The organism is Citrobacter sp. Cu096 (assembly GCF_030332285.1).
In the GTDB taxonomy this organism is placed as follows: Bacteria; Pseudomonadota; Gammaproteobacteria; order Enterobacterales; family Enterobacteriaceae; genus Citrobacter; species Citrobacter meridianamericanus.
On record NZ_JAOWID010000030.1, the window covers coordinates 375149 to 398583 of the forward strand.

Annotated in this window: 17 protein-coding genes; 10 read left to right on the forward strand and 7 right to left on the reverse strand. The window is 50.8% G+C overall.

Annotation, left to right across the window (positions count from 1 at the left end; all coding sequences use genetic code 11):
* Positions 1 to 69: 69 nt before the first annotated feature.
* From yfaE to ubiG, 4 genes are all read right to left on the reverse strand, one after another.
* On the reverse strand, positions 70 to 324 hold the full coding sequence (gene yfaE, locus OGX99_RS16135) for a ferredoxin-like diferric-tyrosyl radical cofactor maintenance protein YfaE (RefSeq protein ID WP_016153800.1): 255 nt from the start codon (positions 322 to 324) through the stop codon (positions 70 to 72).
* The gene (gene nrdB / locus OGX99_RS16140) at positions 324 to 1454 is read right to left on the reverse strand and encodes a class Ia ribonucleoside-diphosphate reductase subunit beta (RefSeq protein WP_151219897.1); all 1131 of its coding nucleotides are present in this window, start codon (positions 1452 to 1454) and stop codon (positions 324 to 326) included. Before nrdB ends, yfaE begins: the two co-directional genes overlap by 1 nt.
* 114 nt (positions 1455 to 1568) lie before the next feature.
* A complete protein-coding gene (gene nrdA / locus OGX99_RS16145; RefSeq protein ID WP_151219896.1) occupies positions 1569 to 3854 on the reverse strand; it encodes a class 1a ribonucleoside-diphosphate reductase subunit alpha in 2286 nt (761 codons plus the stop codon).
* A gap of 444 nt (positions 3855 to 4298) precedes the next feature.
* Complete coding sequence (ubiG, locus tag OGX99_RS16150) at positions 4299 to 5027, reverse strand: bifunctional 2-polyprenyl-6-hydroxyphenol methylase/3-demethylubiquinol 3-O-methyltransferase UbiG (RefSeq protein WP_151224749.1); 729 nt, start codon at positions 5025 to 5027, stop codon at positions 4299 to 4301.
* 158 nt (positions 5028 to 5185) lie between these two features.
* Here ubiG and gyrA point away from each other — a divergent pair, with 158 nt between their 5' ends.
* From gyrA to OGX99_RS16175, 5 genes are all read left to right on the forward strand, one after another.
* Complete coding sequence (gene gyrA, locus OGX99_RS16155) at positions 5186 to 7822, forward strand: DNA topoisomerase (ATP-hydrolyzing) subunit A (RefSeq protein WP_151224748.1); 2637 nt, start codon at positions 5186 to 5188, stop codon at positions 7820 to 7822.
* 357 nt (positions 7823 to 8179) lie between these two features.
* The gene (gene srlA / locus OGX99_RS16160) at positions 8180 to 8701 is read left to right on the forward strand and encodes a PTS glucitol/sorbitol transporter subunit IIC (RefSeq protein ID WP_006683705.1); all 522 of its coding nucleotides are present in this window, start codon (positions 8180 to 8182) and stop codon (positions 8699 to 8701) included.
* 9 nt (positions 8702 to 8710) lie between these two features.
* Positions 8711 to 9109, forward strand: a complete 399-nt coding sequence (locus tag OGX99_RS16165; RefSeq protein WP_006683706.1) for a PTS glucitol/sorbitol transporter subunit IIA — start codon at positions 8711 to 8713, stop codon at positions 9107 to 9109.
* A complete protein-coding gene (srlE, locus tag OGX99_RS16170) occupies positions 9090 to 10103 on the forward strand; it encodes a PTS glucitol/sorbitol transporter subunit IIB (RefSeq protein ID WP_278237790.1) in 1014 nt (337 codons plus the stop codon). The genes OGX99_RS16165 and srlE overlap by 20 nt, the downstream gene beginning before the upstream one ends.
* An 11-nt stretch (positions 10104 to 10114) precedes the next feature.
* Positions 10115 to 11131, forward strand: coding sequence for a Gfo/Idh/MocA family protein (locus OGX99_RS16175; protein WP_278237791.1), 1017 nt, complete (start codon positions 10115 to 10117; stop codon positions 11129 to 11131).
* Positions 11132 to 11224: 93 nt separating this feature from the next.
* On the opposite strand, the gene OGX99_RS16180 is transcribed toward OGX99_RS16175, so the two are convergent.
* On the reverse strand, positions 11225 to 11980 hold the full coding sequence (locus tag OGX99_RS16180) for a MurR/RpiR family transcriptional regulator (protein ID WP_278237792.1): 756 nt from the start codon (positions 11978 to 11980) through the stop codon (positions 11225 to 11227).
* Positions 11981 to 12345: 365 nt separating this feature from the next.
* On the opposite strand from OGX99_RS16180, the gene rcsC reads away from it, so the two are divergent.
* Positions 12346 to 15192, forward strand: a complete 2847-nt coding sequence (gene rcsC / locus OGX99_RS16185; protein WP_151219889.1) for a two-component system sensor histidine kinase RcsC — start codon at positions 12346 to 12348, stop codon at positions 15190 to 15192.
* A 49-nt stretch (positions 15193 to 15241) separates the two neighbouring features.
* On the opposite strand, the gene rcsB is transcribed toward rcsC, so the two are convergent.
* Both rcsB and rcsD read right to left on the reverse strand, forming a co-directional pair.
* A complete protein-coding gene (rcsB, locus tag OGX99_RS16190; RefSeq protein WP_003027592.1) occupies positions 15242 to 15892 on the reverse strand; it encodes a response regulator transcription factor RcsB in 651 nt (216 codons plus the stop codon).
* Between the two features lie 16 nt (positions 15893 to 15908).
* The gene (gene rcsD / locus OGX99_RS16195; RefSeq protein ID WP_151219888.1) at positions 15909 to 18578 is read right to left on the reverse strand and encodes a phosphotransferase RcsD; all 2670 of its coding nucleotides are present in this window, start codon (positions 18576 to 18578) and stop codon (positions 15909 to 15911) included.
* Positions 18579 to 19317: 739 nt separating this feature from the next.
* On the opposite strand from rcsD, the gene OGX99_RS16200 reads away from it, so the two are divergent.
* From OGX99_RS16200 to alkB, 4 genes are all read left to right on the forward strand, one after another.
* Positions 19318 to 20433 carry a porin OmpC gene (locus OGX99_RS16200; protein ID WP_151219887.1) on the forward strand — a complete coding sequence of 372 codons (1116 nt, stop codon included), beginning with the start codon at positions 19318 to 19320 and terminating at the stop codon, positions 20431 to 20433.
* A 115-nt stretch (positions 20434 to 20548) separates the two neighbouring features.
* Entirely contained in the window at positions 20549 to 21601 is a 1053-nt protein-coding gene (apbE, locus tag OGX99_RS16205; RefSeq protein WP_187253439.1) for an FAD:protein FMN transferase ApbE, read from the forward strand.
* A 79-nt stretch (positions 21602 to 21680) separates the two neighbouring features.
* On the forward strand, positions 21681 to 22745 hold the full coding sequence (gene ada / locus OGX99_RS16210) for a bifunctional DNA-binding transcriptional regulator/O6-methylguanine-DNA methyltransferase Ada (protein ID WP_210904545.1): 1065 nt from the start codon (positions 21681 to 21683) through the stop codon (positions 22743 to 22745).
* Positions 22745 to 23395 (forward strand): DNA oxidative demethylase AlkB, encoded by a 651-nt coding sequence (alkB, locus tag OGX99_RS16215; RefSeq protein ID WP_210904546.1) that lies wholly within the window; start codon positions 22745 to 22747, stop codon positions 23393 to 23395. The genes ada and alkB overlap by 1 nt, the downstream gene beginning before the upstream one ends.
* The last annotated feature ends 40 nt before the right edge of the window (positions 23396 to 23435 follow it).

Here is a 23435-nt window from a genome sequence, read left to right on the forward strand (position 1 = left end):
CAGGAGAAATAAAGAGCTGCCGTTCATCGGCGGCTCTTTTGCCAGTAACAATTTTTACCCCGCCTTGCGTTACAGCTCTATTTCAATATCGCCTTTTGCCCGGCAACAACAGGGCAAAATTTCACCCGGTTGAATGAAGGCCAGAGGTTCGGCAATCCAGTCGACCTGTCCCGCCACCAGGCGGGTACGGCAGGAGCCGCAATAACCAGCGCGACATTGGTATTCAACTTCAACATTGTGCGATTCAAGCGCGGCAAGCAGGGAAGGATGTTCATCCTGGCACAGCAGTTGTGTGCCAGAGATGCGCAAAGTAACGCGGCCCATCAGAGCTGGAAATTACTCAGGTCGTCGGTATCGACTTCCGAATCGATCTGGCCGACCAGATAAGAGCTGACTTCTACTTCCTGCGGTGCGACCTGCACGTTATCAGACACCAGCCAGGTGTTGATCCACGGGATCGGGTTGGAGCGGGTCTGGAAAGGCAGATCGAGTCCGACAGCCTGCATACGGATGTTGGTGATGTACTCGACGTACTGGCACAGAATGTCTTTGTTCAGGCCGATCATTGAGCCGTCACGGAACAGATAATCCGCCCACTCTTTTTCCTGCAGCGCGGCCTGTACAAACAGGTCGTAGCACTCTTGTTTGCACTCTTCGGCGATTTCCGCCATTTCCGGATCGTCCACACCGCTGCGCAGCAAGTTCAGCATATGCTGGGTACCGGTCAGATGCAGGGCTTCATCGCGGGCAATCAGGCGAATGATTTTGGCGTTACCTTCCATCAGTTCACGTTCTGCAAACGCGAAAGAGCAGGCAAAGCTGACGTAAAAACGAATCGCTTCCAGCGCGTTAACGCTCATCAGGCACAGATATAGCTTTTTCTTCAGTTCACGCAGATTTACGACAACCGTTTTACCATTCACGGTATGCGTGCCTTCGCCGAGCAAGTGCCAGTAGCTGGTCATCTCGATCAACTCGTCGTAGTAGCTGGAAATACCTTCGGCGCGTTTCTGGATCTGTTCGTTAGTGACAATATCGTCAAACACTACCGCCGGATCGTTCACGATGTTACGAATGATGTGGGTGTAGGAACGCGAGTGGATCGTTTCAGAAAACGCCCACGTTTCTACCCAGGTTTCCAGCTCAGGGATCGAGATTAACGGCAGCAGCGCCACGTTCGGGCTGCGTCCCTGAATGGAGTCCAGCAGCGTCTGATACTTCAGGTTGCTGATGAAGATATGTTTTTCATGTTCCGGCAGTGCCTGGAAGTCGATGCGATCGCGAGAAACATCGACCTCTTCCGGACGCCAGAAGAAAGAGAGCTGCTTTTCGATCAACTTTTCGAAGATGTCATATTTTTGCTGATCGTAGCGGGCGACGTTCACCGGCTGGCCGAAGAACATCGGTTCCAGAAGTTGGTTATTTTTCGTCTGTGAAAAAGTGGTGTATGCCATTGATGTGTCCTGTTTGGAGTTTTATGCCGGATAGCGCCGCGCTAATCCGGCCTACAACACCGATGCTTTTGTAGGCCGGATAAGGCTTTTACACCGCCATCCGGCATCACAATATCAGATCTTACATGCGCCGCTTTCGCAACCGTCATCCTGAATAGACGGCGCCAGATCGTCCTGAGAATCTTCTGCACCATCGCGGGTGTTCTGATAATACAGCGTCTTGACACCAAATTTGTAGGCGGTGAGCAGGTCTTTCAGCAACTGCTGCATCGGGACTTTTCCGGATGGGAAGCGCGATGGATCGTAGTTGGTGTTGGCAGAAATCGACTGATCGATAAATTTCTGCATGATGCCTACCAACTGCAGATAGCCGTCATTGTTCGGCATTTCCCACAGCAGTTCATACGCGTCGTGCAGGTGTTCGTAGTCCGGTACGACCTGGCGTAGAATACCGTCTTTCGACGCTTTGATACTCACGTAGCCGCGCGGTGGTTCAATGCCGTTGGTGGCGTTGGAAATCTGCGAAGAGGTTTCCGATGGCATCAGGGCAGACAGCGTGGAGTTACGCAGGCCGTGCGTCTTGATGGATTCACGCAGTTGTTCCCAGTCCAGATGCAGCGGCTCGTTGGCGATCGCATCGAGATCTTTTTTATAGGTATCGATCGGCAGAATACCCTGTGAGTAGGTCGTTTCGTTAAACCACGGGCACGCGCCTTGCTCTTTTGCCAGCTCGTTAGACGCTTTCAGCAGGTAATACTGAATAGCTTCAAAGGTCTTGTGAGTCAGGTTATTCGCGCTGCCGTCAGAATAACGCTTACCGTTTTTCGCCAGCCAGTAGGCGTAGTTGATCACGCCAATACCCAGCGTACGACGGCCCATTGCGCCGCGTTTGGCGGCTGGAATCGGATAATCCTGGTAGTCGAGCAATGCATCCAGCGCACGTACCGCCAGTACGGCCAGCTCTTCCAGCTCGCTCAGATCTTTGATTGCACCCAGGTTGAAGGCGGATAGCGTACACAGCGCGATTTCACCGTTTTCGTCGTTAACGTCGGTCAGCGGTTTGGTCGGCAGAGCGATTTCCAGGCACAGGTTGGACTGGCGCACCGGGGCAACAACCGGATCGAAGGGGCTGTGAGTGTTGCAGTGATCCACGTTCTGAATGTAAATACGGCCGGTAGAGGCACGTTCCTGCATCATCAGTGAGAACAGCTCAACCGCTTTCACGCGCTGTTTGCGGATGCTATCGTCGTTTTCATATTGGGTATACAGACGTTCGAATTCGTCCTGATCGGCGAAGAACGCATCATACAGCCCCGGAACGTCGGACGGACTGAACAGCGTGATGTCGCCGCCTTTCAGTAGACGGGTGTACATCAGTTTGTTGATCTGTACACCGTAGTCCATGTGACGCACGCGGTTGCCTTCGACGCCGCGGTTGTTTTTCAGCACCAGCAGGCTTTCAACTTCCAGATGCCACATTGGGTAGAACAGGGTCGCAGCACCGCCGCGCACGCCGCCCTGGGAGCAGGATTTCACCGCCGTCTGGAAGTGCTTATAGAACGGGATACAGCCGGTGTGGAAGGCTTCACCGCCGCGAATCGGGCTGCCCAGCGCGCGAATACGACCGGCGTTAATGCCGATACCGGCACGCTGGGAAACGTATTTCACAATCGCGCTGGAGGTGGCGTTGATAGAATCCAGGCTGTCGCCACACTCGATCAGTACGCAGGAGCTGAACTGCCGGGTAGGGGTACGTACGCCGGACATAATCGGCGTCGGCAGCGAAATTTTAAACGTAGAAACGGCGTCGTAAAAACGCTTTACATATTGCAGACGCGTTTCGCGTGGATAGTTGGAGAACAGGCAGGCCGCGACCAGAATGTAAAGGAACTGCGCGCTTTCATAAATCTCACCGGTAACACGGTTTTGCACCAGGTATTTACCTTCCAGCTGCTTCACGGCAGCGTAGGAGAAGGTCATGTCACGGTCGTGAACGATAAACGAGTCCATCTGCTTGAACTCTTCTTCCGTATAGTCTTCCAGCAGATGATTGTCGTATTTGCCCATTTCAACCATTTTCACCACATGGTCGAACAGTTTCGGCGGCTCAAACTCGCCGTAGGCTTTTTTGCGCAGATGGAAAATCGCCAGGCGAGCAGCCAGATATTGATAATCCGGCGCTTCACTGGAGATCAGGTCGGCGGCAGCTTTGATGATTGTTTCATGGATATCGGAGGTCTTGATACCGTCATAAAACTGAATGTGGGAGCGTAGCTCGACCTGAGAAATCGATACGTTATTCAGTCCTTCTGCCGCCCAATCCAGAACTCGGTGGATTTTGTCGAGATTGATGCGCTCTGTACTACCATCACGCTTTGTCACCAGCAGACTCTGATTCATGTGGTTTTTTACCTGTCCGTGAAAGAAAAAATATCCCCCATATTATCCACAAAGTCATGTTGTGACTAAGTCTGTGGATAAATACTATATGTAGGGGTTGTTTGATAAAATAGACGCTATATGGTGAGTATTCTAGTAGGGATTCTTTTCAGCACAAGAGTTGATTTTGAGGTTAAATTGAGGTTGCAAAAGGGTAAGAATCGCTAAGTGCGCGTCTTATAAGGCCTGGCGGGGATGTCAATAATTGAGAAAAAAAATAGAAATTTTGATCGAGTGCTGATTTCTTCATCTAAGGTAAGGAAAGTTCTTATGATCTGGCGCAAAAATTGCTGTGTCGGTACTACTCAGGATTGGTAGGCCTGATAAGCGAAGCGCCATCAGGCATTGTTCCCATTAGCATGCCGGATGGCGGCGTTGAACGCCTGATCCGGCCTACTGAAGCGCTTAATCAATCCTGGCGGTGGTATGCACCATATAGTTCACATCTACGCCCGGGCCGAGTTTGAAGGTGTTGGTGATGGGGTTGTAGTGCAGGCCAGTCATATGACGCTCTTTCAGCACGGTCTGGTCAACCCACTCTAATAGTTCAGCGGGCTTAATAAATTTTTTCACATCATGCGTGCCTTTCGGCACCATCCGCAGAATATATTCCGCGCCGACCACCGCCATCAGCCAGGATTTGCCGTTGCGGTTAAGCGTGGAGAAAAACACTTCGCCGCCTGGTTTAACCAGTCTGGCGCAGGCTCTGACCACCGACTGCGGGTCCGGTACGTGCTCCAGCATTTCCATGCAGGTCACAACGTCATACTGATGCGCATGCTTATCCGCATGTTCTTCGACAGTTTCTTGTATGTACTCCACCTGGATGCCGCTTTCTAAGGCATGCAGTTTTGCTACCTGTAACGGTTCAAAGCCCATGTCCAGCCCGGTGACGGTTGCGCCTTCGCGCGCCATGCTTTCCGCCAGAATGCCGCCGCCGCAGCCGACGTCGAGTACTTTTTTACCAAACAGGCCGCCTGAGCGTTCAGTAATGTAGCCCAGGCGCAGTGGGTTTATACGGTGTAGTGGCTTAAATTCACCCTCAAGATCCCACCAGCGCGACGCGACTGCTTCAAATTTGGCAATTTCTTCATGGTCAACGTTGTGAGTAACCGGGGGTTTTTCGGCATTCATTGGGGCTTCTACTCCTAAATTTGCGATGCAAATGAGTATATCAGCCTGACAGGATGAATAAAGCCTCTGTCAGGGGGAATCCATTTACCTGAATCTTCACGTATGTGTTATAATTTGCGACCTTTGAATCCGGGATACAGTAGAGGGATAGCGGTTAGATGAGCGACCTTGCGAGAGAAATTACACCGGTCAACATTGAGGAAGAGCTGAAGAGCTCCTATCTGGATTATGCGATGTCGGTCATTGTTGGCCGTGCGCTGCCAGACGTCCGAGATGGCCTGAAGCCGGTCCACCGTCGCGTACTTTACGCCATGAACGTATTGGGCAACGACTGGAATAAAGCCTATAAAAAATCTGCCCGTGTCGTTGGTGACGTAATCGGTAAATACCACCCTCATGGTGATACCGCCGTTTACGACACCATTGTTCGTATGGCGCAGCCATTCTCCTTGCGTTACATGCTGGTAGATGGTCAGGGTAACTTTGGTTCTGTCGATGGCGACTCCGCAGCGGCGATGCGTTATACGGAAATCCGTATGTCGAAAATCGCCCATGAGCTGATGGCTGACCTGGAAAAAGAAACGGTTGATTTCGTCGATAACTACGACGGCACCGAACAAATTCCTGATGTCATGCCGACCAAAATTCCTAACCTGCTGGTGAACGGTTCGTCCGGTATCGCGGTAGGTATGGCCACCAACATTCCGCCGCACAACCTGACGGAAGTGATCAACGGCTGTCTGGCATACATTGACGATGAAGACATCAGCATTGAAGGGCTGATGGAACATATTCCGGGTCCGGACTTCCCGACCGCCGCGATCATCAACGGTCGTCGTGGTATTGAAGAAGCCTACCGTACCGGTCGTGGCAAAGTGTACATTCGCGCCCGTGCGGAAGTCGAAGTGGATGCCAAAACAGGCCGTGAAACCATCATCGTTCATGAAATTCCGTATCAGGTGAACAAAGCGCGCCTGATCGAGAAAATCGCTGAGCTGGTAAAAGACAAACGCGTTGAGGGTATCAGCGCGCTGCGTGATGAGTCTGACAAAGACGGTATGCGCATCGTGATTGAAGTCAAACGCGACGCGGTCGGGGAAGTGGTTCTGAACAACCTTTACTCCCAGACCCAACTGCAGGTTTCCTTTGGTATCAACATGGTTGCATTGCACCATGGCCAGCCGAAGATCATGAACCTGAAAGATATTATTGCTGCGTTTGTACGTCACCGCCGTGAAGTCGTAACTCGCCGTACTATCTTTGAACTGCGTAAAGCCCGCGACCGTGCCCACATCCTTGAAGCGCTGGCGATTGCGCTGGCGAACATCGATCCGATCATCGAGCTGATCCGCCGTGCGCCAACCCCGGCAGAAGCGAAAGCCGCGCTGGTCGCGCGTTCGTGGGAGCTGGGCAACGTTTCTGCCATGCTGGAACGTGCCGGTGATGACGCCGCGCGTCCTGAGTGGCTGGAGCCAGAATTTGGTGTGCGTGACGGTCAGTACTACCTGACTGAACAGCAGGCTCAGGCCATTCTGGATCTGCGTTTGCAGAAACTGACCGGCCTTGAGCACGAAAAACTGCTCGACGAATACAAAGAGCTGCTGGAGCAGATCGCTGAACTGCTGCATATTCTGGGCAGTGCCGATCGTCTGATGGAAGTCATCCGTGAAGAGATGGAGCTGATTCGTGAACAGTTCGGTGACGCGCGTCGTACCGAAATCACCGCGAACAGCGCTGACATCAACATCGAAGATCTGATTAGCCAGGAAGATGTTGTCGTGACCTTGTCTCATCAGGGCTACGTGAAATATCAGCCGTTAACCGACTACGAAGCACAGCGTCGTGGGGGTAAAGGCAAATCTGCAGCACGAATTAAAGAAGAAGACTTTATTGACCGCCTGCTGGTGGCCAACACCCATGACACAATCCTCTGCTTCTCCAGCCGCGGTCGTTTGTACTGGATGAAGGTTTATCAGTTGCCAGAAGCCAGTCGTGGCGCGCGTGGACGTCCAATCGTCAACCTGCTGCCGCTGGAAGCTAACGAGCGTATTACCGCGATTCTGCCGGTACGTGAGTACGAAGAGGGCGTAAACGTCTTCATGGCAACTGCCAGCGGTACCGTGAAGAAAACGGCGCTGACCGAGTTCAGCCGTCCGCGTTCAGCCGGTATCATTGCGGTTAACCTGAACGAAGGCGATGAACTGATTGGCGTTGATCTGACGTCTGGCTCCGACGAAGTCATGCTGTTCTCTGCTGCCGGTAAAGTGGTGCGCTTTAAAGAAGATGCCGTTCGTGCGATGGGGCGTACCGCGACCGGCGTACGCGGTATCAAACTGGCGGAAAGCGATAGCGTTGTCTCGCTGATCGTTCCGCGCGGTGAAGGCGCTATCCTGACCGTGACCCAGAACGGCTACGGCAAACGTACGGCGGCGGAAGAATATCCGACCAAGTCTCGTGCGACCCAGGGCGTTATCTCCATCAAAGTCACCGAGCGCAACGGTTCCGTTGTGGGCGCAGTGCAGGTTGAGGATACCGACCAGATCATGATGATCACCGATGCAGGTACGCTGGTGCGTACACGCGTGTCGGAAATCAGCGTGGTAGGGCGTAACACTCAGGGCGTGATCCTCATCCGTACTGCGGAAGATGAAAACGTTGTGGGTCTGCAACGCGTTGCTGAGCCGGTTGATGATGAAGAGCTCGACTCCATCGACGGCAGCGCTGCTGAAGGGGACGATGATATCGCACCTGAAGCGGAAAGCGATGACGATGCGGCGGACGACGCTGAAGAGTAATTCAGTATTTTAATACTGCACAAAAGGGAGGCTTTGCCTCCCTTTTTTACGTTCTGAATATTCTCTTTCCCATCAGCTAATTATCCTCTATCCGCTTGCTACAGGCTTCTTGTATAAAAATACAAAAATTAATGAATAATTATATTTTCGTGAGAGTGCTCACTGTTTGTTCACACTTTTACCGCTAACGTTATTCTGTCCACTAAAAGAATTTTAAGATCCGTTGTGAATAGGAGACCGACAAATTATTTAAGAAAAAACACCTGAAGTGTGAAAGAGAAATGCGTTGGCTGCCTCAGTCTGTCAGTTCACCTCTGACGGATGAATATACTTTTACCTCGGCGTTGGGAGTTAACTATGATAGTTGAAATTGCGGAAGGTTTTATCCATCTTTTTCAGAGTGCTGGCAAGATATTCTCCGGGATGATCGTCAGCACTATTCCGATGTTAATAACGTTAATTCTGACGGTTAATTTCATTATGAAGTTAATAGGTCAGCAGCGGATGGAAAAAGTCGCCACCCTGATGGGTAAATCAAAAATATTAACCTACGGAATATTGCCCAGTTTTGCCTGGTTCTTCCTGAGCAGTCCCGGCGCGCTGACCATGGGTAAATTCCTGCCAGAACGGTGTAAGCCCGCTTATCAGGATGCGCTGGGCAGTACCGTTCACCCGCTGACCTCGCTGTTTCCCCACATTGTGCCATCTGAACTATTTATCTGGCTGGGTGTGGCTGCGGGGATTACCCGGCTCGACCTTCCTGTTGCCGATCTGGCATTGCGTTATATCGCGGCAGGTATTCTGCTTGGATTTATCCGCGGTTTTCTTACCGAATATATCTTCACCAGGCTGGAGAAGCGTGAACTTAACCAGGAATAAGGAAAAACAATGAAAGTACTATTTTCGGCTGACGTCGTAAAAGCTGGAAAGAAAGTAGAAGAGGGGTTACTTAGTGGCATGCTGATAACGTTTAACGATCGCGCCCCGGAAGATTATCTCGATTATGTGCTGGTAATTAAGAATATTGTTTGTAATAGCGCGCCATTACAAAAAACAGCGAACTACGTTTTACAGATTAATAACCAGATATGGGGTATCACCTGCTGGGGAGATGCGGCGTGGCAAAACTTATGTGAGCTGGGGCATATGACAGTGGTATTTGACGGGGCAGAAAAGCCAATCGCCTATGGTGCATTACACGTAAAAAGCGATTGCCCGCCTGCCGTTAATGAATTAACGGGCCCATTGACAATAATGAGGAAAACCGATGAAAACCGTGCTGATTAAAAAAGGTCATTCAGGGATTGGCGATGATATGTATTTATCTCGCGATACCAGCAAAGTCATCTTGTCGCTCACCGGGAAAAGCATTGACCCGATTGCCAAAAAATTGGGTGAAATGCTGGAGATGCCGGTTGTTAACGGCTTTGATGCGATGCCGGATGATAAGAAAATCCTCTGCGTGGTGATCAACTGTGGCGGTTCATTGCGCTGCGGCATCTACCCACAAAAAAGAATCAAGACCATCAATATTCTCCCCACCGGCGCGATGGGGCCGCTGGCGAAATATATCACCGAGGATATCTACATTTCTGATGTCAGCAGTGAATCGCTATCGCTGATTGAAACGCTTAATCAGCCGGTCACTGCCCAAGAGGTGGATGTTGTTAAACCTCTGCCCGCAGGTGATGCTTCGGTGGCCGTCAGTCGCCAGGGGGATACCAAACCGCGCGGTTCGGCGACCAACACCGCGCTGGAGTTGATGACCCGATTTGCGACGGGGATCGGTAACTTTGTCAGCCTGCTCTATACCTCCGCGCGCGAGTCGGTTGAGCTGTGCATTAAAAACGTTATTCCGTTTATGGCTTTTATCTCCGTGCTGATTGCTCTGGTGCAGGAAACGGCAATTGGTCAGTGGGCCGGGAATGCGCTGTCACCGCTTGCCGGATCGTTAACCGGTCTGTTTGTCATCGCGATTATCTGCGGCTTACCGTTTATCTCGCCGATTCTGGCTCCGGGGGCGGCCATAGCACAGGTGGTGGGCGTGCTGGTGGGGACGCTCATCGGCAGCGGCGTAGTTTCACCCCTGATGGCGTTGCCGGCGCTGTTTGCGATAAATGTCCAGGTAGGCGCCGACTTTATCCCCGTTGGGCTTTCTATGCAGGAGGCGAAAGAGAAAACCATTCGCCTTGGCGTGCCGGCTTTCCTGCTGTCACGAATGATTACCGCCCCTCTGGCGGTGGCTATCGGCTATCTGTTCTCTTTTGGTTTGTTTAACTGAGGAATCGTGTCATGAACAAAATCAATGCCGCGGTAGTTGGCGCGGGAATTTACGGCAAACACCATATCAATGCTTATCACTATAATCCGTGGGTGAATCTGGTCGGGTTTTGCGAAATCAACCCGGAAATCCGGGCCAGCGTGGCGCAGGAGTTTCGCATTCCCGGTTTTGCATCGCTGGCAGAATTGTTTGCCGCCACGCAGGTCGATTTGGTGTCGATCGCCACCCCGGATCCGTTCCACTTTGATGCTACGATTGAGTCCATCACCGCCGGCAAACATGTGCTGATTGAAAAACCGATGGCGACAACCTCGGAGGAATGCCGGGAGATTATCCGCTGCGCCGCAGAGCATGGGGTGAAAATCGGCGTTGATTACCACAAGCGCTGGGACGGCATGGCGCAACATATTCATCATGAGCTGTTGAAGCCGGAAACCGGCCAGGTACTGCGTGGTTATATGAGCATGGATGACATCATCGACGTGCCAAAAAACTGGTTATCGTGGGCGAACGAGAGCTCTCCGGTCCATTTTCTCGGCACTCACTGTTTTGATTTAATTCGCTATTATATGAACGGCGCCAACGCGGTGAGCGTCTATGCGATAGGACAGAAGAAGAAACTGGTGGCTGAAGGCATCGATTCCTGGGATACCATTCAGTCTTTTGTTACGTTTGAAAATGGTGCGCAATGGACGGTGGAAGTAGGGTGGTGTTTACCGCCAACGTTCCCCAAAGCCAATGATGGTCGGAGTTTTGTGATCACTGAAAATAACTATTATCGGGCGGATGCGCAGTTGCGTGGTTATGAAATGTTTACCCCACAGCGTAGCGCAACGCCAAATTATAACTTCATTAATTACGTTAATAATAAGGCCAGCGGATACGGAATTCAGCCAATACATGATTTTGTGGAACACATATTATTTGATACGCCGTATCTGGCAACAGCCGAAGATGGGTTACAGGCGACGTTAATCTGTGAGGCGGTGCATCATTCGTTATCAACAGGAAATATTGTTCAGTTGTAATTAATCTGGTTTTCACGTCCCATAAACATTCTTTTTGGCTTTAATTTCTCTGATTAAAGCAGGGTATCTTATTCCCCCTGACCCTGCCAACGATCATCGTTTATGGGACGTCTTTTCATTATTCATATTCAGATAGCAATATTGCAGGGCATGAAAAAAAAGCGTATGCAGTGACATTTTCAACGCGGCGAAACTCAGAGGACTGACGCTGGATTGCGGGGTGTACAGCGTCACATCGGCCAGTGATGTACCGCTCTGATGACAGGCGACGGCCAGCGAGGCGGCTTCATGCTCGCGAATCAATGTAATCAACTGGTTATCCGGCTCATCCTTGGAGCCCGGCAGCAGGATGACGGAATCACAATCTGTCAGGCTGTTGGCTAACAGCGAATCGGCGTTTTGATACTCAACGGGAATACACACCTTACCAATATCACTATAGTCCTGAATAATATTGCTGAGCAGAGAACCGAGTTCCCGTGAGTGACAAAAATAAAGATTACGACTGGAGCTGATAATTTCAAAGAAAGTATTAATCGCCGCCGGGTTATTATTGTTAATAAATTCACTGAGAATAATATTGTTCCTGGCCGCCTGCGCCGGAAGCAGGGCGGCGGGCTCACTGCGTAGACACTTAATTAAATCATATTTAAAGGAAGTAAAACCGGTATAACCGAGAGCTTGGGCAAAACGAACAATAGACGGTTGGCTGGTATGGGTCTTTTTTGATATTGCCGTCGAGGTCAGTTTTTCTGCACCTGATAATGTAGCCAGAATGTAACGGCTAATAGTTTGTTCCGTGTGTGAGCCCGTTTTTACCAGTAACTGAAGCTGTTCGATAATGTTCATTGAGGTCCCTCGGTTTTGTTTATTATGACATATACACTTTTTCCTTCAAGTTACCTCTGTGGCGCTCGCGTACTCGTGTACGCGCAGGGGATCAGACGATGTTCTGCATGTCGTTAAGCAGGGCAAGGCGCGAAGCGTTTTTTCTTATTTTCAGATAAGACTGCTGAACGGCTGGCGATTTCTACGATATAAACAAGAGAAGTCATCGGCGCAGCAATCGTTCGGTGGTGTAAAAGTCGCGGGGTTAAGACAGCAGAGCCAGGGCCGTGTATAATGGCCGTGTAAAGAGAGGGCATTGCGACGCCGGACATTTACCGCTACCTTAACGACACTCTATTAATGCCCTGAGGCGGAGCTTCGCCCCTTTGAAATACCTTGCTTCCGTTCATTCAACGCTAAAAGTCTCTCGCTATCTGTTCAGGGCGTTGGCGCTCCTGATTTGGTGTCTAATCGCGTTTGCCTCCGTTTTCTACATCGTGAATGCGTTGCACCAGAGAGAGTCTGAGATTCACCAGGAGCTTAATCTCAGCTCCGATCAGGCGCAACGTTACATTCAGCGCACCTCTGATGTGATTAAAGAACTGAAATATATCGCGGAGAATCGCTTAACGGCGGAAAACGGCGTGATGTCGTTGCGGGCGCGGGATGATAAAACCGTCGTGCCAAACTTTGAGCCGCTGTTTGCCGACTCTGACTGCTCGGTGATGGGCAATACCTGGCGAGGTTCGCTGGAATCACTGGCGTGGTTTATGCGCTACTGGCGTGACAACTTTTCCGCGGCCTATGATTTGAACCGCGTGTTTCTGATTGGCAGCGACAACCTTTGTATGGCTAATTTCGGCTTGCGTGATACGCCGGTTGAACGTGACGGGGCGCTGAAGGCGCTGCATGAGCGCATTATTAAGTATCGCAATGCGCCGCAGGACGAAAACGGTAACAACCTGTTCTGGATTAGCCAGGGGCCGCGGCCAGGAGTCGGCTATTTCTATGCGCTGACGCCGGTATATCTTGCCAACCGACTGCAGGCGCTATTGGGTGTGGAACAGCCTATTCGCATGGAGAACTTTTTCACGCCGGGCAGTTTACCAATGGGAGTGACAATTCTTGATGAAAATGGTCATGCGCTAATTTCGCTTACCGGTCCCGAGAGTAATATTAAGGCTGAACCTCGCTGGATGCAGGAGCGTTCCTGGTTTGGCTATACGTCGGGTTTTCACGAACTGGTGCTGAAGAAAAATCTGCCGCCGTCAGCGCTGAGCATTGTGTATTCCGTGCCGGTCGACCTGGTGCTGGAGCGGATCCGCATGATGATCCTGAATGCTATCCTGCTGAATGTGCTGGTTGGCGCGGCGTTATTTATGCTCACGCGCATGTATGAGCGGCGCATTTTTATTCCTGCGGAAAGCGATGCTCAGCGGCTGGAAGAGCACGAGCAGTTTAACCGTAAAATCGTGGCTTCCGCGCCGGTTGGCATTTGTATTCTGCGCACGATGGATGGCATTAATATCCTGAGTAATGAGCTGGCGCATACCTATCTCAATATGCTGACCCATGAAGACCGGCAACGGTTAACGCAAATTATCTGCGGTCAGCAGGTCAATTTTGTTGATGTGCTGACCAGCAACAATACCAATCTGCAAATCAGCTTTGTACACTCGCGCTATCGTAATGAAAACGTGGCAATTTGCGTGCTGGTTGACGTCAGCGCGCGCGTTAAAATGGAAGAGTCATTGCAGGAGATGGCGCAAGCGGCGGAGCAGGCGAGCCAGTCCAAATCGATGTTCCTTGCGACCGTGAGCCACGAGCTACGCACGCCATTGTACGGTATTATTGGTAACCTTGATTTGTTGCAAACCAAAGAGTTACCCAACGGAGTGGATCGCCTGGTGACGGCGATGAACAACTCTTCCAGCCTGCTGTTGAAGATTATTAGCGATATTCTCGATTTCTCGAAAATTGAATCTGAACAGTTGAAAATTGAACCGCGCGAGTTTTCACCGCGTGAAGTAATGAATCATATTACGGCTAACTATCTGCCGCTGGTGGTTCGCAAACAACTGGGGTTGTACTGCTTTATCGACCCGAATGTCCCGGTTGCGCTTAATGGCGATCCGATGCGTTTACAGCAGGTGATTTCTAATCTGCTGAGTAATGCTATCAAGTTTACCGATACCGGCTGCATTGTGCTCCACGTGCAATGTAACGGCGACTATCTAAGTATTCGCGTACGTGATACCGGGGTCGGGATCCCAGCCAAGGAAGTCGTCCGGCTATTTGATCCTTTCTTCCAGGTAGGTACTGGCGTTCAGCGTAATTTCCAGGGAACCGGGCTCGGTTTGGCTATCTGTGAAAAACTGATCAGCATGATGGATGGGGATATTTCCGTCGATTCAGAACCGGGAATGGGTAGCCAGTTTATGCTGCGTATTCCGCTGTATGGCGCGCAGTATCCGCTGAACAAAGGTATCGATGGGCTTGTCGGCAAACGTTGCTGGCTGGCGGTGCGCAACGCGTCGCTGTATCAGTTTGTTGAATCCAGTCTGACACGTAACGGGATGACGGTGCTGCGTTATGAAGGGCAGCAACCGGATGCAGATGACCTGCTGATTGCCGACGATGTGCTGGACCAGGAGTGGCAGGGACGGGCTGCGGTAATTTTCTGCCGCCGTCATATCGGTATTCCGCTGGAAAGAGTGCCGGGGGAGTGGGTACACAGCGTGGCATCACCGCATGAACTGCCTGCGCTGCTGGCGCATATTTACAGCGTTGAGCTGAGCAGTGAAGAGCTTTCCACGGCGCTGCCAGTCCCGGATAAAGTGGGGGCGACCAACGATGACATGATGATCCTGGTGGTCGACGATCATCCTATTAATCGGCGTTTACTGGCCGATCAGTTGGGATCGTTGGGATATCAGTGTAAAACGGCGAATGACGGGGTGGACGCGCTTAATGTGCTGAGCAAAAACCATATCGACATTGTGTTGAGCGACGTCAACATGCCAAATATGGATGGTTATCGCCTGACGCAGCGTATCCGTCAGTTAGGGTTGACGCTGCCGGTTGTCGGGGTGACGGCAAACGCGCTGGCCGAAGAGAAGCAGCGTTGCCTGGAATCAGGTATGGATAGCTGTTTGTCTAAGCCAGTGACATTAGATGTATTAAAGCAAACGCTGACGGTTTACGCGGAAAGAGTGAGAAAGACGCGGGGATAAAAAAAGCCTGATGGCGTTATGCACATCAGGCTTTTTTGGATACAGAGAATTACTCTTTGTCTGACGGGCTCAACGTGACAGAGGAGAGGTAATTCAACAGGGCGATATCGTTTTCCACACCAAGCTTCATCATTGCCGACTTTTTCTGGCTGCTGATGGTTTTAATACTGCGGTTGAGTTTTTTCGCGATTTCGGTGACCAGGAAACCTTCGGCAAACAGACGCAGAACTTCGCTCTCTTTCGGTGACAGACGTTTGTCGCCGTAGCCGCTGGCGCTGATTTTTTCCAGCAGGCGAGAAACGCTTTCCGGGGTGAATTTCTTACCCTTTTGCAGCGCGGCAAGCGCTTTCGGCAGATCGGTTGGCGCGCCTTGCTTCAGAACAATCCCTTCAATATCGAGATCCAGTACCGCGCTCAGGATAGCCGGGTTATTATTCATGGTCAGAACGATAATCGACAGGCTCGGGAAATGGCGCTTGATATACTTAATTAACGTGATCCCATCACCGTATTTATCTCCCGGCATAGAGAGGTCGGTAATCAACACATGAGCATCTAACTTAGGCAAATTGTTGATCAGTGCAGTGGAGTCTTCAAATTCGCCGACAACGTTTACCCACTCGATTTGTTCAAGTGATTTACGAATACCGAACAGTACAATCGGATGGTCATCGGCAATAATTACGTTCATAGTGTTCATGTAGTGGGCTACCTTGCTACAGCAAGCTCTTGACGTAATTGTCAATGTCGCTGATGTATTTTTCTATACCTGGAGCATCTTTCTCTTGGATAAGATGTTCCAGCGCTTCACATAACTGCTTGCCGGGTACCAGATTAAGCATGGCAAACACGCCTTTCAGGCGATGGGCCGTTTGGGCTAACGCAGCGAAATCACTGGTTGCTGCCTCAGTATACAACCTCTTAACATCATCCGGTACTGTGTCAACAAAGAGTGCATAGTAGCCGCTGGCATGAAGTTCGACGTTTTCATCTCCGCCAGGGGGAAGATCCTGGAGTTCTTCTTGTGCCAGTTGCTCTTCTATCAGCTCGAGGACAGCTTCCTGCATAGCATTGCTCATATTAAAGTTGACGCGCAGCTGACCAGGGCCAATTTTTCGCACGCCAGACTCATCATCGCTTAAAAGAAGGCCTGAGGCAGTAAGATTAGACGGATTATCCGTTAAAAAGAGATCATATTCTTGACTATTCAACCGCTCATCGGGCGTGATGCACGTTGCCCCCCAGTTCTCCAGCTGGCGCAATACAATGCTGCGTACGTCATTAGAGGTGACATCAACCATTACGCAGACGTCATCTAACAAACGTTCTTCACTTTCAGTATGCTGATCGTGAAGGGGCATTTTAACATGGACTATATAACGTGTTCCAAGTTCTTCCCGCGCTTTAATATTCAGATGTCCACCCAACTTGCGGGCGAGCTGATCGCATAACCAGAACGTTAGCGGATTGGCTTTGCCATACCGATCGCCTTGCGTATCATTGATGAACGGGAAATGCAGGTTATCTACTTCATTCAGCGTGACGCCTTCCCCGGTATCCAGAATACGGAAGGTCAGGCGCTCAGCTTCCGACTCATCCTGGTCGACTTCCAGCGTGATTTTGCCAATTTGCGTGGTGGTTACCGCATATTGGATCAGTAACAGCAAAATACGGCGCAGAGCATCCCGGTCGCCACGGCGTTCATCCTGCGCGCTAAGGTGATTTTTAATCAATAGCTGCAGCCCTTTACGTTTAATGGCTGGCAGAAGCTCCGGAACCACGTCATCAATTAAGGCCTGTATAGAAAACAGCGTCGATTCACCCTTCCAGTCGTCGCTTTCCAGCAAGTTGGCCAACTGGATTTCGTCTATCATACGCACCAGCACGTCTGCCTGATTTGCCAGTTTCTGGCTGTCAGGGGTATCGAGCGCGGCGGCATTAGCTGCCAGTGTTTTAGCCGGATCTTTCAGCGCGCTGCCAATATTCTGCATAAAGGCCGCGCGGGCCTGCTGGTTTTTTTCATACAGTCGTTGCGCCTGCTTCAGCTTCTTATTCACCAGCACTTCGCGGTCCTGGTCACGAATGATAAAGATCTGCGTTCTCGATGAGATCTGGCTGCGGAATAGTCTGATTTCATACAGCTCATTGTTGATGGTGGCCTGAATGACTCCCTGATGCTGTTCCGCCATACTGGTAATATTTTGCAGATTTAAATGCGGCAGCAGGTGGTCGGCAATTTTATTGCTGATAACCGTGCGGTTTGCTTCCTGATCGTGTACCAGCAAGCCCAGCGGGAGCAAAGACACAATCTCTTCATTGATGGCGCGCAGAACACGCAGTTCATTATTTGCCGTAAGGTTTGGCGCCACTTCGGTGGAACGGGCGGGGAGGTGGCGAAAGGTGGTATAGCCAAACAGTGCCAGGGCCAGCAACGCAATGTTCAGTAACAGCGGTAGCAGAATACTTTGCAGCGTGTCGACCAGCAATGAGCCAAACGGTACTTGCCACACCAGCCGCATACCCGTTGAATTTAACGCCGAAGAGATCTCAATTTTACTGTTGTTGAAATTAATACTGACGCTGTCAGGCGACTCTTTTTCATTCAGGTGTTCGGTCGTGGAGGCGGCGTCAGGTTCCAGATGGAAACTGTCAAGTTGCATGCCGGGTGGGATCAAGTCATTAATCGGCAGGTCAAAAGCGACGACCGTTGCCAGATGTCCAGGCTGATTAAAGGTCGTGCGTAGCGTGAAGTAATGCCCGTTTTGCCAGGCCAGACGGCGCAGTGAAGAGAAGCTTTCACGTTCATCCAACGCATTGGCTTGCTGCAGCATTTCCGCACGTCGTGAATCGACAATATTACCGATGGTCGATTCTTTAAAACCGGAGGTGAGATCTTTTAGCGGCAACGTTGAGATAAGGATCAGGCTATTGTCCTGACCATTCAGGTAATACATTGACCACGGAACATTTTCCGCGCCCCACAGCGTATCGAGATAGGTGGAGATGCGCTGGGTCATCTCCAGTGTCGAACTGTCATGAGAACCGAAAATCAGCGCCTCGGTCTTTCTGCGGGGTTTCTCAAGATAATAGACGTCTTGTTTCAGGCGCGTTTCCTGCAGCCCTTCTGCACCGGACGAACTGGTCGCGGCGGCAATATTGTCATAGATTTGCCAGGTCACGTATCGCCAGGTATCGACTCTTTTATGAATCGCATGGGTGATATCGACAATCTGATAACTCTTATCCTTTAACCAGGTATTGACGGCGCTCTGAACCATCACGCCCATCATCACTAACAGCACAACGATCAGTAATAAGAAGAAACGGGTAATACTTCCCGGTAGCAGGGAGAATCGGGTAGAAACCGTTGTGTCAGACTGACTCATTCGTGTTTATGACCTGTTAAACGACGCGAAAGATGAAGGGGCAGTATAAAGGGTAATGTATGAATTGCCACACTTACACCATACTGCATAGCCCGTATTTTTTACGCTGCATATCGTTGCAGCCATTACGCTGCAAAGGTGTACAGTGGATAACGGTCGGTACATATATTTGTACGGAATGCATACGTTTAGCATTAAATAACAAGAAATTATTTATCAATCTTATATCTGTACACGTTGCGATGAGATAGTTAATAGTCGTTATAGTTTTGCATTGGTAGCACAGAATGGTAAGTTTTGTGTAAAGAAGGGTAAAAAAAAAACCGAACGCGAAGCATTCGGTTGAAATAGGGGTAAACAGACATTCATAAATGAATGACGGTAATAAATAAAGTTAATGATGATAGCGGGTCTATTTTAGTTGCGAGTGAAGATTTTGTTTTGTCATTCAGTGCTATAGGTTTTTATAATGTAATTGCATGTTTTATATGAATAAATTAATAATTCTTGATTATTTGTGCTTATTCTGCGCTATTTTTGAATTAAAAAAAGTTCCCGACTATTAACATCTAGAAACATGTATGTGGACAAATGAAACATCTTTAAAGTATTAGTATCATATTCGTGTTGGATTATTCTGTGTTTTTGCGGAGAATGAAGTTGCCGACTGGTTAATCACCTTAATCAGTATGCAGTGGCATAAAAAAGCAATAAAGGCATATAACAGAGGGTTAATAACATGAAAGTTAAAGTACTGTCCCTCCTGGTACCAGCACTGCTGGTAGCAGGCGCAGCGAATGCGGCTGAAATTTATAACAAAGACGGCAACAAATTAGACCTGTACGGCAAAGTCGACGGTCTGCACTATTTCTCCGATGATAAAAGCGCTGACGGTGACCAAACCTATATGCGTATCGGCTTCAAAGGCGAAACCCAGGTTAACGACCAACTGACCGGTTACGGCCAGTGGGAATACCAGATTCAGGGTAACTCCGCAGAAAATGAAAACAACGCCTGGACCCGTGTGGCGTTTGCTGGTCTGAAATTCGCAGACGTGGGTTCATTCGACTACGGTCGTAACTACGGCGTAGTTTACGACGTAACGTCCTGGACCGACGTTCTGCCGGAATTCGGCGGCGACACCTACGGTTCTGACAACTTCATGCAGCAGCGTGGTAACGGCTTCGCGACCTACCGTAACACCGACTTCTTCGGTCTGGTTGATGGCCTGAACTTTGCCATTCAGTACCAGGGTAAAAACGGTAGCGTGAGTGGCGAAGACGATACCGGCAGAACTTTCACTGGCGTAACCAACAACGGTCGTGACGCGCTGCGCCAAAACGGCGACGGCGTTGGCGGATCTATCACTTATGATATCGGCGAAGGCTTCTCTCTGGGTACTGCAGTCACCAGTTCCAAACGTACCGACGAACAGAACCGTTTGAACTTCGGTACCGGCGACCGTGCTGAAACCTATACCGGTGGTATTAAATACGACGCCAACAACTTCTACTTTGCAACTCAGTACACTCAGACCTACAACGCAACGCGTGCAGGCTCCCTGGGTTGGGCTAACAAAGCACAGAACTTCGAAGCTGTTGCTCAGTACCAGTTCGACTTCGGTCTGCGTCCGTCCGTGGCTTACCTGCAGTCCAAAGGCAAAGACCTGGGCCGTGGCTATGGCGACCAGGACATCGTGAAATATGTTGATGTTGGCGCGACTTACTACTTCAACAAAAACATGTCCACCTATGTTGATTACAAAATCAACCTGCTGGATGACAATCAGTTCACCCGTGACGCAGGTATCGGTACCGATGATATCGTAGCGCTGGGTCTGGTTTACCAGTTCTAATCTGCATTTATTGTTATCAAAGGCCCTGCGGGGCCTTTTTTAATGCCGTTTTTCCGCCGTACAAACAATGATTTTTGGTGTACTCTTGCGCCCGTTCGCATGAGGATAATTACGTATGGAAATGAAATTTTATCGCGCAGCGCTGCTGACGGTGACGATTTTTTTTGTCGGGTGCGATGAAGCCCCGAAACCTGCTCAGACCACAGTACCTGCCACCGTTCTGGAAGGTAAAACCATGGGCACTTTCTGGCGGGTCAGTGCCGTTGGCGTCGATGCAAAACGCGCTGCAGAACTACAGGTGAAGATCCAGACTCAGCTCGATGCTGACGATCAGCTTCTCTCAACCTATAAAAATGACTCTGCGTTGATGCGCTTTAACTTATCGAATAGTTTGTCACCATGGCCGGTTAATGACGCGATGGCGGATATTGTGACCTTGGCGTTACGCATTGGCGCAAAAACTGATGGGGCCATGGATATCACCGTAGGACCGTTGGTTAATCTGTGGGGGTTTGGCCCGGATCAGCAACCGTTGCATATTCCCACTCAGGCGCAAATTGACGCCGCAAAAGCACAAACCGGACTTTCACATCTGAAGGTTGTTAATGAGGCACACCGGAACTACTTGCAGAAAGATCTGCCGGAGCTGTACGTGGATCTCTCAACCGTCGGTGAAGGTTATGCCGCCGATCATCTGGCCCGTTTGATGGAGCAGGAAGGGGTCGCCCGTTATCTGGTTTCCGTTGGCGGTGCGCTCAACAGCCGCGGTATGAATGCAGAAGGGCATCCGTGGCGAGTCGCGATTCAGAAACCGACCGATCGTGAAAACGCGGTACAGGCAATTGTCGACATTAACGGGCATGGCATTAGTACCTCCGGCAGCTACCGTAACTATTATGAGCTGAATGGCAAGCGTCTTTCCCATGTTATCGATCCGCAAACCGGTCGTCCGATTGAACACAACCTGGTGTCCGTGACAGTCATTGCGCCAACCGCGCTGGAAGCTGACGGCTGGGATACCGGATTGATGGTACTCGGTCCGGAAAAGGCCCAGGAGGTAGTGCGTCGGGAAGGGCTTGCGGTCTATATGATTATGAAAGAAGGTGAGGGATTTAAAACCTGGATGTCGCCGCAGTTTAAAAGCTTCCTGGTCAGCGAAAATAATTAAAAAGCAAGATTGCAGGTTTTTGTATCCAGCTATGGGGACACACTGACGCTAAGCGCTATGCTTAACAAAGGAGTCCATAATGAAAAATCGTGTACAGATAACTGATGATGACCGCTGGCAGTCCGTCGTGAATCGCGATGTCGATGCCGACGGTCAGTTTGTTTTCGCCGTTCAGACTACCGGCATTTTTTGCCGTCCGTCCTGTCGTGCAAAACATGCACTGCGCAAAAATGTCCGTTTCTTTGCCGATGCTCGTCAGGCGCTGGCTGCGGGTTTTCGTCCCTGTAAACGCTGCCAACCGGATAAAGACAGCGCGCAGCAGCATCGCATGGAGAAAATAGCCCATGCCTGCCAGCTACTGGAGCAAGAGTTACCACTTACGCTCGAGGAACTGTCGCGGCAGGTGGCGATGAGCCCGTATCACTTACATCGCTTGTTCAAAGCCACGACGGGCATGACCCCGAAAGCGTGGCAGCAGTCCTGGCGCGCTCGCCGTCTGCGTGATGCCCTGGCGAAAGGCGTTCCGGTAACGCAGGCGATCCTCAACGCCGGATTCCCCGACAGTAGCAGCTACTACCGCAAAGCGGATGAGACTTTGGGCATGACCGCAAAGCAGTTTCGCAAAGGTGGCGACAACGTTTCTGTGCGCTATACCCTGGCAGATTGCGACCTGGGCCGTTGCCTGGTGGCGGAAAGCGAACGCGGGATCTGCGCGATCTTGCTTGGCGATGATGATGCCAGATTGGCTGCGGATCTGCATGAGCTGTTTCCCGCCGCTCAGGACGTACCTGCAGATGCCGAGTTTCAGCAGCGTGTGCGCGAAGTGATCGCCGCGATCAACTCGCGCGATACGCCGCTATCGTTACCACTGGATATCCGGGGAACTGCATTTCAGCAGCAGGTGTGGCAGGCGCTGCGGGCAATTCCGTGTGGTGAAACAGTCAGCTACCAACAACTGGCCAACGCCATCGGCAAACCGAAAGCGGTGCGTGCAGTGGCCAGTGCTTGTGGAGCCAATAAACTGGCGATAGTCATCCCGTGTCACCGCGTGATCCGTGGCGATGGCGCGCTTTCGGGCTATCGGTGGGGGATTGGGCGCAAGGCACAGTTACTACAGCGTGAAACGACGCGCGAGGAACCATAATGCTCGATCTCTTTGCGGATACGAAACCCTGGCAAGAACCGCTGGCGTCCGGTGCGGTTATTTTGCGACGTTTTGCTTTTGACCGCACACCGTCTTTACTGCAAGCAATAGCCGCTGTCGCCAGGCACTCGCCATTTCGCCAGATGGTGACGCCGGGCGGCTACACGATGTCGGTGGCAATGACCAACTGCGGCCATCTGGGCTGGACGACGGATCAACATGGCTACTTGTATTCACCCTGCGACCCGTTAACCGGCGTACACTGGCCGCCACTACCGGACGTCTTTGCTGACCTTTGCCAACAGGCGGCAACGGCGGCGGGCTATGCTGACTTTCAACCCGATGCCTGCCTTATCAACCGTTACACGCCAGGGTCAAAACTGTCATTACATCAGGATAAAGACGAGTCTGATCTGCGGGCACCGATTGTCTCGGTGTCGCTGGGGTTACCGGCTATCTTTCAATTTGGCGGCTTGCGCCGTAATGACCCCTTAAAGCGTTTGCTGCTTGAACATGGTGATGTGGTGGTATGGGGCGGCAATTCGCGGCTGTTTTATCATGGGATCCAGCCGCTTAAGGCGGGGTATCATCCGTTGACCGGAGACTGTCGCTATAACCTGACGTTTCGTCAGGCAGGTAAAAAAGAATAAAAATAAGAATTATTATTGCTGTCAGCGAAGAGATGTTTAA